The sequence below is a fragment of the Hydrogenophaga borbori genome (assembly GCF_003417535.1).
Classification (GTDB): Bacteria; Pseudomonadota; Gammaproteobacteria; order Burkholderiales; family Burkholderiaceae_C; genus Hydrogenophaga; species Hydrogenophaga borbori.
In genome coordinates this window covers 41,771-56,707 of record NZ_QVLS01000013.1, presented here as the reverse complement: position 1 = coordinate 56,707, position 14,937 = coordinate 41,771, and the positions used below count along the sequence as shown (strand labels likewise).

Annotated in this window: 13 protein-coding genes; 3 read left to right on the top strand and 10 right to left on the bottom strand. The window is 73.3% G+C overall.

The genetic code is table 11. The features are described 5' to 3' along the window. Positions 1-98 precede the first annotated feature (98 nt). Complete coding sequence (locus tag DY262_RS18430; protein ID WP_116960544.1) at positions 99-587, bottom strand: tellurite resistance TerB family protein; 489 nt, start codon at positions 585-587, stop codon at positions 99-101. A 205-nt stretch (positions 588-792) separates the two neighbouring features. Between DY262_RS18430 and DY262_RS18425 the strand changes: the two genes are divergently transcribed. Both DY262_RS18425 and DY262_RS18420 read left to right on the top strand, forming a co-directional pair. Next, complete coding sequence (locus tag DY262_RS18425; RefSeq protein WP_116960543.1) at positions 793-2,898, top strand: Ig-like domain-containing domain; 2,106 nt, start codon at positions 793-795, stop codon at positions 2,896-2,898. Positions 2,899-2,936: 38 nt separating this feature from the next. Then, positions 2,937-3,683, top strand: coding sequence for a tRNA-uridine aminocarboxypropyltransferase (locus DY262_RS18420; RefSeq protein WP_116960542.1), 747 nt, complete (start codon positions 2,937-2,939; stop codon positions 3,681-3,683). Here DY262_RS18420 and DY262_RS18415 read toward each other — a convergent pair. Both DY262_RS18415 and DY262_RS18410 read right to left on the bottom strand, forming a co-directional pair. Then, a complete protein-coding gene (locus DY262_RS18415; RefSeq protein ID WP_147326272.1) occupies positions 3,680-4,525 on the bottom strand; it encodes a hypothetical protein in 846 nt (281 codons plus the stop codon). The two genes, DY262_RS18420 and DY262_RS18415, sit on opposite strands and share 4 nt — an antisense overlap. Next, positions 4,522-5,478, bottom strand: a complete 957-nt coding sequence (locus DY262_RS18410; protein ID WP_116960540.1) for an alpha/beta fold hydrolase — start codon at positions 5,476-5,478, stop codon at positions 4,522-4,524. Before DY262_RS18410 ends, DY262_RS18415 begins: the two co-directional genes overlap by 4 nt. A gap of 77 nt (positions 5,479-5,555) precedes the next feature. Here DY262_RS18410 and DY262_RS18405 point away from each other — a divergent pair, with 77 nt between their 5' ends. Beyond that, complete coding sequence (locus DY262_RS18405; protein WP_116960539.1) at positions 5,556-6,296, top strand: AraC family transcriptional regulator; 741 nt, start codon at positions 5,556-5,558, stop codon at positions 6,294-6,296. Positions 6,297-6,307: 11 nt separating this feature from the next. On the opposite strand, the gene kdpE is transcribed toward DY262_RS18405, so the two are convergent. From kdpE to DY262_RS18370, 7 genes are all read right to left on the bottom strand, one after another. Then, positions 6,308-7,000 (bottom strand): two-component system response regulator KdpE, encoded by a 693-nt coding sequence (gene kdpE, locus DY262_RS18400; RefSeq protein WP_070400546.1) that lies wholly within the window; start codon positions 6,998-7,000, stop codon positions 6,308-6,310. 58 nt (positions 7,001-7,058) lie between these two features. Next, positions 7,059-9,764, bottom strand: coding sequence for a DUF4118 domain-containing protein (locus tag DY262_RS18395; RefSeq protein ID WP_116960538.1), 2,706 nt, complete (start codon positions 9,762-9,764; stop codon positions 7,059-7,061). Positions 9,765-9,774: 10 nt separating this feature from the next. Then, positions 9,775-10,407 carry a potassium-transporting ATPase subunit KdpC gene (gene kdpC, locus DY262_RS18390; protein ID WP_116960537.1) on the bottom strand — a complete coding sequence of 211 codons (633 nt, stop codon included), beginning with the start codon at positions 10,405-10,407 and terminating at the stop codon, positions 9,775-9,777. 17 nt (positions 10,408-10,424) lie between these two features. Continuing rightward, complete coding sequence (kdpB, locus tag DY262_RS18385; protein ID WP_116960536.1) at positions 10,425-12,494, bottom strand: potassium-transporting ATPase subunit KdpB; 2,070 nt, start codon at positions 12,492-12,494, stop codon at positions 10,425-10,427. Between the two features lie 10 nt (positions 12,495-12,504). Then, positions 12,505-14,214: a potassium-transporting ATPase subunit KdpA gene (kdpA, locus tag DY262_RS18380; RefSeq protein ID WP_116960535.1), complete on the bottom strand. Its 1,710-nt coding sequence runs from the start codon at positions 14,212-14,214 to the stop codon at positions 12,505-12,507. Then, positions 14,211-14,300: a K(+)-transporting ATPase subunit F gene (gene kdpF, locus DY262_RS18375; protein WP_116960534.1), complete on the bottom strand. Its 90-nt coding sequence runs from the start codon at positions 14,298-14,300 to the stop codon at positions 14,211-14,213. The genes kdpA and kdpF overlap by 4 nt, the downstream gene beginning before the upstream one ends. 109 nt (positions 14,301-14,409) lie before the next feature. Continuing rightward, positions 14,410-14,880 carry a methyltransferase family protein gene (locus DY262_RS18370; protein WP_116960533.1) on the bottom strand — a complete coding sequence of 157 codons (471 nt, stop codon included), beginning with the start codon at positions 14,878-14,880 and terminating at the stop codon, positions 14,410-14,412. Positions 14,881-14,937: the final 57 nt, after the last annotated feature.

The window sequence follows — 14,937 nt, the reverse complement described above, 5'->3', positions numbered from 1 at the left end:
GGTCTCCTTTCGGGAGGTGTTGTTGAGCCTTCATCGTGCCCAGGCCGTGTATCGCGCCGGTAAACCGGTTGCGGCGCCCCCGCAAAGATTGTGTGGGTTCAAGGCAGCACGTCGTGCCCCGACGGCGGCCCCGCGTGCTGCGCGTGCAGCTTGGCCGCGATGTACTCGCCGTGCGTGACGTGCAGCAGCCCCGCGACCTTGCGGATGACCGCGTTCTCGTGCACGTCCAGGTGGGCGTCGGCGTAGGCCACGGCCCACATGGCTTCCACCATGGCCACCTTCTGCGCGTGCGTGAAGCGCTCGTTGAGCAGGCGGGTGAAACGCTGGTAGTCGTAGGCGGTGCGGGCGGTCTCGTGGGCCAGCTCGATCAGGCGCTGCAACTCGTCGTCGCTGAGCTCGAACTGACGGCGCAGGGCGCGCAGCACGGCGCCGTACTCGCCTTCGTGCACCTCGGGCGCGGCGCGCATCACCTCGACCAGCAGCACGGCGGTGGACAGCTGCAGGGTGTGCCCGTCGGGCGGCGTGTCCGTCGGGGCGGCGAGCTCGCCGGCGAGCCGCTCGATCAGGTCTTTGACGGTCTTGAACATGACATCTCCATGGCCAGGGATGGAGCGGGGCGACCGGCGGAGGTTCCGCGGCCCGGCGCGTCGCGCAGGCGACACGGCACGGTACGCCCGGCTCAGGGAAAACGCCAGACCCCCCTGGTGCGCGTACCACGGCGGGCCTATAACCGCCGCTCGGAACAGCACCCGGCCCCCAGAGCCGCTGCGCGGCTCACCCAGGAGACACGCCATGAACCGACTTCGCGCGCGTTCGACCCGTTGGATTCCTTTGCTGGCCCTGTGGCCGGTGCTGGCCCTGGCCGACGGCGTGGCCGTGCGCTACGACGCCACCACGGCCCCCTTTCCCAGCAACCGCTGGACGGTGCCTGACTTCGGCAACGCCACGCTGCGCCGGGTGAACCTGCCCAAGCCCGACTGCGCCGCGCGGCCCAGCGACTGCGCCGACATCGACGTCATCAACACGCTGGACGGCTTTTCCACCCAGCCGCGTTTCACGGTGCCGTTCACGGGCGACATCGACCCGACGTCGGTGGGCAGCGACAGCATCTACCTGGTCAACCTGGGCGACGTGCTCACCCTGCGCGGCTTTGGCCAGAAGGTGGGCATCAACCGCGTGGTGTGGGACCCGCCGAGCAAGACCCTGGCGTTCGAATCCGACGAGCTGCTGCAGGAGCGCTCGCGCTACCTGCTGGTGATCACCAATGGCGTGCGCGACGCCAGCGGCAAGAAGCTCAAGCCGGCCAGCTTCCTGGACGGGCGCGACCCGCAGCAGCGCGAGCTGCGCGACGCGCTGCCGATGGCGCGCGGCGGCGGCCGCAACGTGGTGGCGGCCTCGCTGTTCACCACGCAGTCGGCCACCGGCGACCTGCTCAAGATCCAGCGGCGCATCAAGGCCAGCACGCCCGCGCCCATGAATTTCATGGTGGGCAACGGCGGCAGCGTGCGCGCGCTGTTCCCGGTGGCGGGGCTGCAGGGCATCCAGTTCAACCGCCAGACCGGCACGGCACCGGCGTTCACGCCCAGCTTCCTGCCCACGCCCGCCCTGCAGGTGGTGCCGGGCGCGGTGGGCCAAGTGGCCTACGGCCGCTTCGACTCGCCCTCGTACCAGAACGCCGCCAAGGTGATCCCCGCGACCGATACGCTGACCGGCGCGCCGCGCCTGCTGGGCAGCGAGACGCTGACGGCCCAGTTCTTCCTGCCCGCGGGACCCAAGCCGGCCCTGGGCTGGCCGGTGGCGATCTTCGGTCACGGCTTCACCGACAGCATGTACGGCGCGCCCTGGACGGTGGCCTCGGTGCTGGCCTCGCAGGGCATTGCCACGGTGTCGATCAACGTGGTGGGCCACGGCGGCGGCGCGCTGGGCACGCTCAACGCGCTGCCCACCGCGGGCGCGCCGGTGCAGATCCCCGCTGGCGGGCGCGGCATCGACCAGGACGGCAACGGCAGCATCGACAGCACCGAGGGCGTGAACGCCGCCGCGCCGCAGACCATCGTCAGCAGCCGCGACGGCCTGCGCCAGACGGTGGTTGACCTGATGCAGCTGGTGCGCCAGATCGAGGTCGGCGTCGACGCCGACGGCGATGGCGCGCCGGATCTCGACCCCGGCCGCATCTACTACGCGGGGCAGTCCTTCGGCGGCATCTACGGCACCATCCTGCTGGGCGTGGAGCGCAACATCAAGGCCGGCGTGCCCAACGTGCCGGGCGGCTCCATCACCGAGATCGCGCGCCTGAGCCCCGCTTTTCGCATCCTCACCGGCCTGAGCCTGGCCACGCGCCAGCCGGTGCTGCTGAACCTGCCGCCCACGCCCGAGCGGCCGGTGCCGCTGAACTTCGACGAGAACATCCCGCTGCGCGACCAGCCGCCGCTGATCAACACCGTGCCGGGCGCCATGGCCATTGCCGAGCTGCTGGACCGCAACCAATGGGTGCAGCAGTCGGGCAACCCGGTGTCCTACGCCGAGCTGATCCGCCGCGACCCGCCGGCGGGCCACGCGGCCAAGCCGGTGATCCTGCAATTCGCCAAGGGCGACCAGACCGTGCCCAACCCCACCACCAGCGCCATCGTGCGCGCGGGCGGGCTCAAAGACCGCGTCACCTACTACCGCAACGACCTGGCCTTCGCCGGCAACCCAGGCATCCCGAAGAACCCGCACACCTTCCTCACCAACATCGGCGTCGCGGCGGCCGCGCCGCTGGCGGTGGCGGCGCAGACGCAGATCGCCGTCTTCTTCGCCAGCCATGGCGCGACGGTCATCGACCCCGACGCCGGCGGGCCGCTGTTCGAGGTGCCTATCCAGGGCGATCTGCCCGAGGGGCTGAACTTCATCCCCTGAACCGGCCGCGCCCGGGGCGGCGGTACAGTCGCTGCCCCATGCCCCACGCCGTCTCCCGCCTGCGCGCCACGCGCCTGGCCGCCAGTTCCAAGCCCTTCGTCGCGCGCGGCTCCGCGCCCGGGCGCTGCGAGCGCTGCCGGCTCTTGGCCCCTTACTGCATCTGCGACCTGCGCCCGCGCGTGGACACCCGCGCCGGCGTCTGCCTGCTCATGGGCGATATCGAGGCGCTCAAGCCCAGCAACACCGGCTGGCTGATCGCCGACCTGGTGGCACACACCTGGGCCTTCGCCTGGTCGCGCACGGTCATCGATCCCGCGCTCATCGCCCTGCTGAACGACCCTCAGTGGCAGCCCTGCGTGGTGTTCCCCGGCGAATTCGTGGACCCGGCGCGCGTGATCGCGGCGCCGCCGCCGGCCGGGCCCGCCACGGCCGGCGCGCCCGCGCGGCGCCCGCTGTTCGTGCTGCTCGACGGCACCTGGTCCGAGGCGCGCAAGATGTTCAACAAGAGCCGCTACCTCGACCCCTTCCCGGTGCTGAGCCTGCACCCCGACCACCCCTCGAACTACCGCCTGCGCCGCGCCGCGCGCGCCGACCACTTCTGCACCGCCGAGGTGGCGGCCCTGTGCCTGGCCCTGGCGGGCGAGGCGCGCGCGGCCGAGGCCCTGGCCGCCTGGCTGGACGTGTTCAGCGAGCACTACCTCAAAGGCAAGCAGAACCGGCCGGTGGACCGGGACGGACCGGCGCACCAGCGGCTCAGGGCGCTGGCCCCGGGCGCGGCCGGCTAGCCGCAGCGCACCAGCGCGTGGCCGCCGGGCGCGGCCACGCCGTCGAGCCGTTCCAGCACCTCGGCGGGCGGGCCCGGGTCCTTCGATCCGGCTTCGGCGCCCGCGCGCAGGCGGACCACGTCGCCCGCCCGCAGCCGCAGCGCCTCGGGGGCGGTGGCCACCCAGACCGGGGCGTACCAGTCGCCGCCGTCCAACACCTTGAGCTGGCAGCCCAGGCGCAGCACGCGGCCGGCGGCCAGGTCGCTGTCGCGCAGGGCGTCCAGGCGGCGCAGGCCGGCCTGGGCGAAGTCGAAGGCCCAGGCCGGCGCCGGCCCGCGCAGCTTCACGCGCCACTGGCCGGGTGGCGCGTCCGGCGCCAGGCAGGGCGCACCGGGCCGGGGGGCCAGGGCGGAGGCCGTGGCCTCGCCTTGAGCGCTGGCGCTGCCCGCATAGACGCCGTGCCAGCGCGGTGCTGTGCCGCCGCCCACGGCCGGCCAGGCCGCGCGCAAGCCGCGCACGTCCACCGCGCTGCCGCTGGCCAGGCGCAGGCCGGCCGGGGCGAGCACCGTCACCGTGAGCCAGCGCATGCCCAAGGCCTGCGCGGCGTCGGGCAGTCCGCACTCGCCTTCGAACAGCCGGCCTTGCTCGAGCTCGCGCCGGGTCACGCCGGCGCGCAGGGCCGCGTACAGCTCGGGGTGGCCGTCGCGGACGTCGTGGCGGTCCTTCACCACGTCCAGCACCTGGGCGCGGGTCAGGCCGCCGGCACGGGGCGCGGTCTCGCAGCCGGCGAGGGCGGCGCAGGCCGCCAGCAGGGCGGCGGCGCGCGCGGCCGGCGCGGCGAGGGGGTGGGCGGGCGGTCTCATGTCCGGTGGCGCATCCATCGGTGGCGTTCCAGGAAGGGGCGGTAGCGCTGCGCCACGGTCAGCGGCGCCTCCATCATGGGCAAGTGTCCCAAACGGTCCAGCACCTGGATGTCCGCATCGGGACGTTGCCAGCGCAGCGTGCGCGCGCCCGACACGTGGAACACGCGGTCGCGCCGCCCCCACAGCACCAGCAGCGGCGCCGGCACCCGCGCGAGGCGCCGCTCCAGCAGGTAGCGGTCGGCCAGGTGTTCCTGCCACAGGCGAAGGTTCGAGGGGGCGCGGCGGATCGCGTCCTCGCGCGCCGCGCGCAGGATGGGCCAGGGCAGCCAGGGCCGCTGCCCGAACAGGCGTTCCAGCAGCGCGTCGAACGCCGCCGCGTCGTGCGCGATCAGCGGGGCCTGTCCGGCGTCGATCAGCCGGTCGGTCTCGCTGGGGCGCGGCGAGCGCAGGCCGTGCGGCGCGCCGATGAACGCCAGCGAGGCGACGCGGCCGGGGTATTCCCCGGCCAGCAGGGCCCCCAGCGTGCCGCCCATGGAGTTGCCGGCCACGTGCGCGCGCTGCACGCCGATGGCGTCCAGGAAGGCGCGCAGCCGCTCCACCTGCTCGGCGTAGCCGTAGCGCTGGTCCTCGTGCCGCTCGCTGGCGCCGAAGCCGGGCAGGTCGGGCACGACCACGCGGTGGTGCGGGGTCAGCCGGCGCGCCAGGTCCACCCAATGGTCCTTCTCGGCGAAGATGCCATGCAGCAGCAGCACGGGCTCGCCACGGCCGCCCTCCAGATAATGCAGGCCGTGCCCCGCCACCCGGACCTCGCGCGCCGCAAGGCCCGCGAGCCGGCGGTTCAGATTCACCAGAGGAGACTTGAGCACATGCGACAGCCCGCTCTTCGCGGTGTGGACGACGCCGGCCTGCGCGGCCAGGTTCAGCGCCCAGTGGTGGGCGGTGCGGATCGACAACTCGTTCTCCTGTGGTGCGGTGGGATGAAGCCGCCACGGTACGGGCGGGCGGCGCGCCTGTCTTGGAGGTTTGGGCTGTGTTGAGCGGCAACGCGCTCACCCTGTGCGCCGACAAGGCGCTCTACCTGGGCGAGATTCCCGCCACCGGCTGGCACCGCCACGCCGCGCCGGTGCTGCTGCTGGGGCTGTCGGGGCGGTTTCGCCTGCTGCTGCCGAAGGGGCGCGAGGAAAGCTGCCACAGCGCCTTGATCGACGCCGGCGTGGAGCATGTGTTCGATCCGCGGGGCGAGCGCGTGGCGCTGATGTACCTGGAGCCCGACGCGCCCGAGGTGCGCCGCCTGCGGCCGGTGTTCGCGTCCCAGGGGCCGGTGATCGGCGAGCCGGTGCCGCGCGCGCGCAGCCGCTGGCACACCGAGCAGCGCCTGCACAGCTTCGACCTGCCCACGCTGCTGGGGCCGGGCGGCCTGCCGCCCCTGGCCAGCGTGGACCCCCGCGTGCTGAGCAGCCTGCGGCGCCTGCGCGAAGCGGGCGAGGGCGTGCCCGACCGCGAGGCGCTGGCGCGCGCGGCGCACCTGTCGGCCTCGCGCTTCAACCACCTGTTCAGCGAGGAGCTGGGCGTGAGCTTTCGCAGCTACCGCATCTGGACGCAGGTGCGCCGCGCCATGGCCGCCTACCGGCCCGACGGCAGCCTGACCGAGGCCGCGCTGGACGGCGCGTTCGCCGATTCGGCCCACTTCAGCCGCATGTTCCGCCACACCTTCGGCATGACCCCCTCCAGCGTGCTGCGGCCGCTGCGCGCGGTGAACGTGCTGGACTGAAGCGGCGGGCCTCAGGGCACGAAGCGGTAGCCGATGCCCGTTTCGGTGAGCAGGTGCCGGGGCATGGCCGGGTGCTGCTCGATCTTCTTGCGCAGGTTGGCCATGTGCACGCGCACGTAGTGGGTGTCCTCACGGTGGCCGGGGCCCCAGACGGCCTGCAGCAGCTGGGCGTGCGTGACCACGCGTTCGGGCTGGCTGGCCAGGTGGGTGAGCAGCTTGTATTCGATCGGCGTGAGGCGCAGCGGCTCGCCCGCGCGCTGCACCTGGTGGCGCGCCAGGTCGATCTCCACCTCGCCGAAGCGCAGCACCGATTCGCCGGCCGGCGTCTGCGCCCGGTGGCGGCGCAGCTGCGCACGCACGCGCGCCATCAGCTCGCCCGAACCGAAGGGCTTGACGAGGTAGTCGTCGGCGCCCGCGTCCAGCGCCTCGATCTTGCTGGCCTCTGCGCTGCGCGCCGAAAGCACGATCACCGGCACCGCCGACCACTGGCGCAGGTCGCGGATCAGGTCCACGCCGTCGCCGTCGGGCAGCCCCAGGTCCAGCACCACCAGGTCGGGGCGTCGCGTGCCGGCCTCGATCAGGCCGCGCTGCAGCGTGGCGGCCTCGTGCACCTCATGGCCCTCGGCCTGCAGCGTGAGCCGCACGAAGCGGCGGATGTCGTTCTCGTCCTCGACGATCAGGATCTGCGGGGCGTGGGTGCTCATGGTGAAACCTTGGCGCGGCGCGCTGCGGTGCGGGCGCCTTCGGGCGGCCGGGCGTTGCTCATGCAGGCGGATTGTCGGCCGGCGGCGGCGCGCCGCGCGGCAGCGTGATCTCGATGCGCGCGCCTTCCACGCGGCCTTCGCGGGTGCGGTTGCGGCCCTCGATGCGCCCGCCGTGCGCCTCCACGATGGCGCGGCCGATGGCCAGGCCCAGGCCGACGCCGGGCGTGGCGCTTTCGCGCGCGCCGCGCTCGAACTTCTCGAACACGCGCGCCTCCTGCCCGCGCGGCAGGCCGGGGCCGTGGTCGTCCACGCACAGGCGCACCGCCTCGGCGTCGGCCTCGGCCCACAGGCGGATGGCCGAGCCGGGCGGCGTGTACTTGGCGGCGTTCTCCAGCAGGTTCACCAGCACCCGCTCCATCAGCACGGCGTCGAACTGCAGCAGCGGCAGGTCGGCCGGCAGGTCGACCTGGATCGCGCGGCCGTGCAGCGCGTCGCCGCAGGCGGCCAGGGCGCTGCCCACCACCTCTTCCAGCGGTTGCCAGGCGCGTTGCAGCGGCACGGCGCCGGCCTGCAGGCGCGCCATGTCCAGCAGGTTGTTCACCAGCGCGGCCATGCGCCGCGCCGACTGGGCCATGGCCTCGGCCAGCTCGGCCTGCGCGGGCGACAGCGACGGCGGCGTCAGGCGCAGCGCCTCGCCCAGGCCCACCAGCGAGGCCAGCGGCGTGCGCAGGTCGTGCGAGATGGCGGCGAGCAGCGAGTTGCGCAGCCGCTCCGATTCGATCTGCACCGTGCTGTGCTGCGCCACCTCGATGTAGTGGATGCGCTCCAGCGAGATGGCCAGCAGCGAGGCGCAGGCCGCCAGCGCCCGCCGCTGTTCGGTGTCCAGGGCGCGCGCGCCGCCGGGGTCGAGCACCAGCGCGCCGCGCACGCGCATGGGCGCTTTCAGCGGCACCACCAGCGTGGCGCTGGCGGGCAGGGTGTCGGTGCCGCGGCCGGCGGGCTCGCCGCGCTCGAAAGCCCACTGCGCCACCGCCATGTCGACCGGCGCCTGCCCGCCGGGCAAGGGCTGCAGCCGGTCGTTCAGGTCGGCCGCGAGCAAGGTGCTGGGCATGCCGAATTCGGCCCGCACGAAGCGCGCGCCGATGTCGGCCACCTGTTCGGGCAGCAGCGCGGCGGACAGGTCGCGCGACATGTCGTGCAACGCGCGCACGCGCCGCTCGCGCCGGGTGGCGGCGTCGGCCTGCTGGCGCAGCACGGCGGTGAGCTGGCCGATGGCCAGCGCCACCACCAGCATCACGCCGAAGGTGACGAGGTACTGCACGTCGCTCACGGCGAGCGTGAAGCGCGGCGGCACGAAGTAGAAGTCGAACAGCGCCACGCCCAGGAAGGCCGCCAGCACCGCCGGCCCGCGGCCGTAGCGCAGCGCGATGGCCACCACGATGAGCAGGAAGATCATCACGATGTTGCTGAGCTCCAGCAACGGGATCAGCGGCGTGGCCAGCACGGCGGTGAGCGCGCAGGCCACGCCCGCGGCGAGGTAGCCGGGCCAGCGCGGGCCGCTCGGCGGTTCGGCCGCGGGGGCGGCGCCCTCGCGTTGGCGCGCGCCGGGCGGCTCGGCCACCTGCAGCAGCTCCAGGTCGCCGGCCACCGCCGCGATGCGCTCGGCCAGCGGGCGCGACCAGGGCCGGCGCCGGCGCGCGCGGCCCAGCACCAGCCGGCTGAGGTTGTGCTCGCGCGCGTGGCGCACCAGCGCACCCGCGGGGTCGCGGTCGCTGAAGCTGCTCACGCTTGCGCCCAGCGACTCGGCCAGGTCCAGCGCCTTCTGCGTGGCGGCGCTGGGCTCGCGCGAGAGCGCCTGCACGTGCACCGCGTGCCAGGGCAGGTCCAGCTGCGCGGCCATGCGCGCGGCGCAGCGCACCACCTTGTCGGCGGCCGGGCCCGGGCCCACGCAGGCCAGCAGCGATTCGCGGTTGGGCCACACCGGGCGCACCGCGCCGGCCTGGCGGAAGGCGCGCACCTCGTCGTCCACGCGGTCGGCGGTGCGGCGCAGGGCCAGCTCGCGCAGGGCCAGCAGGTTGCCCTTGCGGAAGAAGTGGGCGGCGGCGCGCTCGGCGCGCTGGTCGTCGCCACCGCCTTCCCGGGTCGGCAGGTACACCTTGCCGCTGTGCAGGCGCTCCAGCAGCTCGTCGGGCGGCAGGTCGACGACGACGACCTCGTCGGCCTCGTCGAACAGGCGGTCGGGCACGGTCTCCCACACGCGCACGCCGGTGATGCCGCTGACCACGTCGTTCAGGCTGTCGAGGTGCTGCACGTTCATCGTGGTCCACACGTCGGTGCCGGTGGCCAGCAGCTCCTCGGCGTCCTGCCAGCGCTTGGGGTGGCGCGAGCCGGGCGCATTGCTGTGCGCGAACTCGTCGAGCAGCACCAGGCCGCCGGGGTGCCGGGCGCCGAAGGCCAGCGCGGCGTCGAGGTCGAACTCGCGCAGCGTGTGGCCCTTGTGCGCCACCTCGCGCAGGGGCAGGCGCGGCAGGCCCTGGGTGAGGGCCTGGGTCTCGGGCCGGCCGTGGGTTTCCACCACGCCGATGGTCACCGGCGTGCCCTCGGCCTGGGCAGCGCGCGCGGCCGACAGCATGGCGTAGGTCTTGCCCACGCCGGCCGAGGCGCCGAAGAAGATCTTCAGGCGCCCCCGCCGCGCCCGGTCTTCGCCGGCCCGCACCTGCGCGAGCAGGATGTCGGGGTCGGGTCGCAGCGGTGCGTCGTTCATCGGGACCGCATCATCGCACCGGCGCCGCGGCGGCTTCGAGCGCCAGGTTGAGCTCGAGCACGTTCACGCGCGGCTCGCCCAGGCCGGGGATCAGCGGGCGCTGCGCCTGGCGTTCCACCAGCGCCGCCACGGCGCTCGGCGCCAGGCCACGGGCGCGGGCCACGCGGGGCGCCTGGTACAGCGCGGCCGCCAGGCTGATGTGCGGGTCCAGCCCGCTGCCCGAGGCCGTGACCAGGTCCACCGGCACGGGCGCGGTGTTGTCGGGATCGGCCGCGCGCAGCGCCGCGATGCGCTCGCGCACGGCGTCGTTCAGCGGCTCGCTCGTGGGCCCCAGGTTGGAGCCGCCCGAGGCCGCGGCGTTGTACGGCGCGGGCGCGGTGGCCGAGGGCCGGCCCCAGAAGTAGCGCGGCTCGGTGAAGGCCTGGCCGATGAGGGCCGAGCCCACGGGGCGGCCGCCGCGCTCGATCAGGCTGCCGTTGGCCTGGCGCGGGAACAGCGCCTGGGCCGCGCCCGTGACCAGCAGCGGGTAGAGCAGGCCGGTGACGCCGCTGAGCAGCAGAAACAGCAGCACGGCGGCGCGCAGGGTGGTGCCCAGGCCTTCGCCGGCCGGGGCCTTGTCGGTGGAGGGGGATTCGGTGTTCATTGGGAACTCCTGTGGGATCAGGCCAGGCCCAGGCCGGCGATCAGCAGGTCGATGGCCTTGATGCCGATGAAGGGAACCACCACGCCGCCCAGCCCGTAGACCGCCAGGTTGCGCCGCAGCAGCGAGGCCGCGCCCACGGCGCGGTAGGGTACGCCTTTGAGCGCCACCGGGATCAGCGCCACGATGACCAGGGCGTTGAACACCACCGCCGAGACGATGGCCGAGGTCGGGCTGGCCAGTTGCATCACGTTGAGCGCCTGCAGCTGCGGGTAGGTGGTGACGAAGGCGGCCGGCACGATGGCGAAGTACTTGGCCACGTCGTTGGCGATGCTGAAGGTGGTCAGCGCGCCGCGTGTCATCAGCAGGCGCTTGCCGGTCTCCACGATCTCGATCAGCTTGGTGGGGTTGCTGTCGAGGTCCACCATGTTGCCGGCCTCCTTGGCGGCCTGGGTGCCGGTGTTCATGGCCACGGCCACGTCGGCCTGGGCCAGCGCGGGCGCATCGTTGGTGCCGTCACCGGTCATGGCCACCAGGCGCCCACGCGCCTGGTGCTCGCGGATGAGCGCGAGCTTGGCCTCGGGCGTGGCCTCGGCAAGGAAGTCGTCCACGCCGGCCTCGGCCGCGATGGCCGCCGCCGTGAGGCGGTTGTCGCCGGTGACCATCACGGTCTGGATGCCCATGCGGCGCAGCTCGGCGAAGCGCTCCTTGAGGCCGCCCTTGACGATGTCCTTGAGCTCCACCACGCCGAGGGCGCGCGCGCCCTCGGCCACCACCAGGGGCGTGCTGCCGCGCCGCGCCACGTCGTCCACCAGGGCCTGCACCGGGGCGGACCAGGCGCCGCCGAGCGATTCCACGTGCCGGCGGATGGCGTCGGCCGCGCCCTTGCGGATCTGGCGGCCGTCGGCCAGGTCCACGCCGCTCATGCGCGTCTGCGCGCTGAATGACACGAAGTGGGCGCCCATCGATTGCAGCTCGCGTTCGCGCAGCCCGTGCCGCTGCTTGGCCAGCACCGCGATGCTGCGGCCCTCGGGCGTTTCGTCGGCCAGCGAGGCGAGCTGCGCGGCGTCGGCCAGCGCGCCTTCGCTCGCGCCCGGCGCGGGCAGGAAGGCCGCGGCCTGCCGGTTGCCCAGGGTGATGGTGCCGGTCTTGTCGAGCAGCAGCACGTCCACGTCGCCCGCGGCTTCCACCGCCCGGCCCGAGGTGGCGATCACATTGGCCTGCATGAGCCGGCTCATGCCCGCCACGCCGATGGCCGAGAGCAGGCCCGCGATGGTGGTCGGGATCAGGCAGACCAGCAGGGCCACCAGCACCACCAGGCCGACCGGCTGGCCGGCGCCGCCCGAGGCCTGCGCGCTGAAAGTGGAGAACGGCAGCAGCGTCACCACCACGCCCAGGAAGACCAGGGTCAGCGCCACCAGCAGGATCGTCAGCGCGATCTCGTTCGGCGTGCGCTGGCGCCGCGCGTTCTCCACCATGGCGATCATGCGGTCGACGAAGGTCTCGCCGGGGTTGGTGCTCACGCGCACCACCACCGCGTCGGACAGCACGCGCGTGCCGCCGGTGACGGCCGAGAAGTCGCCGCCCGACTCGCGGATCACCGGCGCCGATTCGCCGGTGATGGCGCTCTCGTCCACCGAGGCCACGCCGTCGGTCACCTCGCCGTCGGCGGGCACGGTGTCGCCGGCCTCGATCAGCACCACGTCGCCCTTGCGCAGCGAGTCGGCCTCGATCGGCAGCCAGCGCATGGCACTTCGCGGCGTGCCGGCCTTGAAAGCGCCGTCGAGTTTCTTCGCCCAGGTCTTGCGCTTGAGCCCGCGCAGGCTCGCGGCTTGCGCCTGGCTGCGGCCTTCGGCCAGCGCTTCGGCGAAGTTGGCGAACAGCACCGTGAACCACAGCCACAGCGCCACGGCCAGCGTGAAGCCCTCGGGCCGCGCGAACCACAGGGCGGTGGTGAAGGCGCTGCCCACGTAGACCACGAACATCACGGGGTTGCGGATCTGCGCGCGCGGGTCGAGCTTGCGCAGCGCGCCGATCAGGGCCGGCCGCCACAGGGCCGGATCGAACAGGGTCAATGTCTTGCGTGTCATGGCGGGCGCCTCACTTCGTCCAAAGCATCAGGTGCTCCACCACCGGCCCCAGGGCCAGCGCGGGCACGTAGTTGAGCAAGCCCACCAGCAGCACCGTGCCCACCAGCAGGCCGACGAACAGCGGCCCGTGCGTGGGCAGGCTGCCGGTGGTGGCCTCGGCGCGCGGCTTGGCGGCAAAGGAACCCGCCAGGGCCAGCACCGGCAGGATCACGCCGAAGCGGCCCAGCGCCATGGCGATGGCCAGCAGCACGTTGTAGAAGGGGGTGTTGGCCGACAGGCCCGCGAAGGCGCTGCCGTTGTTGTTGGCGGCCGAGCTCAGCGCGTACAGCACCTCGGTGAAGCCGTGCGGCCCCGCGTCCTGGATGCCGGCGCGCCCGGCCTCGCTCATCAGCGCCACGGCCGTGCCCAACAGCACCAGCAGCGGCGTGACCAGGATGGCCGCCGACACCATCTGCATCTCGAAGGGCTCGATCTTCTTGCCCAGGTAGGCCGGTGTGCGCCCGATCATCAGGCCGGCCACGAAGACCGCCAGCAGCGCGAACACCAGCATGCCGTACAGGCCCGAGCCCACGCCGCCGAACACCACCTCGCCCAGCTGCATCAGCGCCGTGGGCACCAGGCCGCCCAGCGGGGTGAAGCTGTCGTGCATGGCGTTCACCGCGCCGCAGCTGGCGGCGGTGGTGACCACCGCGAACAGCGAGCTGGCGGCGATGCCGAAGCGCACCTCCTTGCCCTCCATGTTGCCGCCCGACTGCAGCGCGCTGGCGGCCTGGTCGGCGCCGAGCGCGGCCAGGGCCGGGTTGCCCTGCTGCTCGAAGCGGGTGGCGGCGATCGCGGCGAGCACGAAGATCAGCGCCATGGCGCCGAGCACGGCCCAGCCCTGGCGCCGGTCGCCCACCACGCGGCCAAAGGTGAAGCACAGGCCCGCCGGGATGGCGAAGATCGCCAGCATTTGCAGCGCGTTGCTCCACTCGCTGGGGTTCTCGAACGGGTGGGCCGAGTTGGCGTTGAAAAAGCCGCCACCGTTGGTGCCCAGCATCTTGATGGCGAGCTGCGAGGCCGTGGGGCCCATGGCCAGCGTCTGCTCGCCCAGGCCCGGCTGCAGCGGCGTGAGCGTGAGATAGGGCGAGAGGTTCTGGATCACGCCCGTGGCCACGAAGGCCAGCGCCAGCGCGGTGGCGATCGGCAGCAGCACCCACAGGGTGGCGCGCGACAGGTCCACCCACACGTTGCCGACCGCGCGCGCCGAGTGCCGGGCGAAGCCCCGCATCAGCGCCATCGCCACCACCAGGCCCGTGGCCGCCGACAGGAAGTTCTGCACCGTCAGCGCGAGCATCTGGGTCAGGTAGCTCATGGTGGTCTCGCCGCCATAGCCCTGCCAGTTGGTGTTGGTGACGAAGCTGACGGCGGTGTTGAAGGCGGAATCCACCGCCACCGCGTCAAAGCCTTGCGGGTTCAGCGGCAGCGCGCCCTGCAGCCGCTGCAGCGCGAACACAGCGAGAAAGCCCAGCGCGTTGAACAGCAGCAGGCCGCGCGCGTAGGGCCACCAGCCGGTTTCGGCCTCGGGCCGGATGCCCAGCAGACGCCACAGCGGCGCCTCCAGGCGCTGGCCCAGGGTGAAGCGGCCCTCCATGACCGTGTGCATCCAGCGGCCCAGTGGCCAGGCCAGGGCGAGCAGGGCCGCGAGGAAGAGCGCGAGCAGGCTCCAGGCGGCGCTCATGAGAAATCCTCCGGTCGCGCGAGCACGGCGACGAGGTAGGCAAACAGCCCGGCCGCCAACAGGGCGGCGAGCGTCACGAAGTCCATGGGAACTCCCGAAGTGAAGACCTCGGTGAGCGTAGGCAGGGGCCCGTCAAGGCGGGCGAAAGACTTCGGGTGTGGGCGTCAAGAACGCATCAAGACGCCCGCCGGGCGCTCAGATCCAGCGCCGTGTGCGCGCGCGGTAGCGCTGGTAGTCCTCACCGAACTTGAGGGCCAGCGCGCGCTCTTCCGGCGCGATCTGGAAGCGCGTGACGTAGGCGGCGAAGAACAGCGGGCCCAGCCACATCGGCGCGGCGTCGAGCCGGATGGCGTAGGCCACCAGCAGCATCAGCAGGCTCAGGTACAGCGGGTTGCGAGAGACGCGGTAGACGCCGCCCGTGACCAGGCTCGTGGCCTTCGCCGGCTGCAGCGGGTTGAGGGTGGTGCGGGCCCACCAGAGCCCCGCCACCGCCGCCAGCGCCAGGGCGGCGCTGAGCTGAGACAGGCCCACGCCCAGCTGCATGCGCAGCACGCTCGGGTCGATGGCGACGCCGGCCGCGCGCGCCGACCACTTCATGGCCGCGCCCACCAGGGCGGCGATGACGGGGGCGGGGAGCTTGGTCTCCAGGCACTGCACGGGCGGCATTCTGCCCCTTCGGCGCGGCGGCGGGGGGCGATGGTCTAGTCCCGGAACAAAGGCGTC